The organism is Pseudomonas sp. LSJ-87, from assembly GCF_032971465.1.
GTDB classification, from domain to species: domain Bacteria; phylum Pseudomonadota; class Gammaproteobacteria; order Pseudomonadales; family Pseudomonadaceae; genus Aquipseudomonas; species Aquipseudomonas putida_Z.
In genome coordinates, this window is sequence record NZ_JAWJYQ010000104.1 from 1 (window position 1) to 1,190 (window position 1,190).

General features: G+C 65.0%; 1 protein-coding gene. It reads right to left on the reverse strand.

Annotated elements, in window-relative coordinates; translation table 11 throughout:
• Nucleotides 1-103 precede the first annotated feature (103 nt).
• Nucleotides 104-1,126: a DUF5924 family protein gene (locus RYH74_RS26255; protein ID WP_025337240.1), complete on the reverse strand. Its 1,023-nt coding sequence runs from the start codon at nt 1,124-1,126 to the stop codon at nt 104-106.
• Nucleotides 1,127-1,190: the final 64 nt, after the last annotated feature.

Sequence of the window (1,190 nt, forward strand, 5' to 3'; positions counted from 1 at the left end):
TGCAGCCCATCGCCGGCAAGCCGGCTCCCACATGGAGCGGGTTGTCGCTGGCCCTGTGGGAGCTGGCTTGCTGGCGATGGGCCGCAAAGCGGCCCCCTTCCACTCACCCCGCGGGCGCTTCGTCGACCACCTTGAAGCGCAGCACGCCGATGACCTGCCCATCTTCGGTCAGTACCCTCACCTGCCACTTGCCCACCGGGTTCGGCGGGAAGTTCTGCTTGTGGGTCCAGGCCCGGTAGCCTTCCTTGCGCCCGCCGTGGATGTCCAAGGCAATGCGGTCGACTTCCTGGCCGTCCTTTTGCCACACATGGTAGATCCGCTCGTTCAGGCCGCGTGGCGCGTTGATCGCGGTGTAGGCGTACAGGCCGCTGCTACGGATGCGGCTGGCAGCAATTTCGTCCAGCGAATCGCCCGGCTGGCGGTTCAGCACTTCGGTGCTGACCGCCACTTCGGTCATCCACAGGGTCGCTGGCGGCACCCAGGAACGCAGCAGCCAGCCCCCGCCGCCGACCGACAGGGTGACCAGCACCAGGGCCACGGCGCGGCGCCAGTTGTTGATCGGGAAGCTGCTGGCCAGGCTGGGGAACGACAGGGCCATGGCTGCAATCAGGGCCAGCTTGAAGCTTTGCGCTGTGGTCAGGTGGAGGATGATCGGCAGCGCGGTCAGCAGGGCGGCGAACAGGGTCAGGGTATGCAGCGCCAGGAACAGCCAGCGCCGCGGTGCCAGCCACTTGTAGTACAGCGGGTCGATGATCGAAATCAGCCCGGCGGCACCGAGCAGGCCGGTGAACACCAGTTGGCCGCTGTTCCAAGTGGTGGTGATGAAGAAGAACGGCAGTACGAAGAACAGTGATTCCTGGTGGATCATCTGCGTCGCGTAGCGCAGCAATGGCTGCGGTATTTCGCGGTTGAAGGTGCGCGCGAACAGGCCGGTGAGGGTGTTTTCCAGCATCAGCCAGAGCCAGCTGACCAGCATGAGCACAGCTACCCAGCTGGCCAGGCCAGCCTGGCGGTCGACCAGGATGAAACTGCCGATGCCGGAGAGGAAACCACCGAGCGCGATGATGCCGGGGTAGCGTTTGAGCAGTTCGATGATGCGCTGGACGATGTGGGGGATTTGGGGCATTGGGGGCTACAACAGAATGGGTGAGGTGACTGTGCTGGCCTCTTCGCGGGCGCGCCCGCTCCCA

Bases quoted from the DNA above. Each gene is read 5' to 3' on its own strand.
- RYH74_RS26255 (WP_025337240.1), bottom strand. From the start codon at position 1,126: ATGCCCCAAATCCCCCACATCGTCCAGCGCATCATCGAACTGCTCAAA.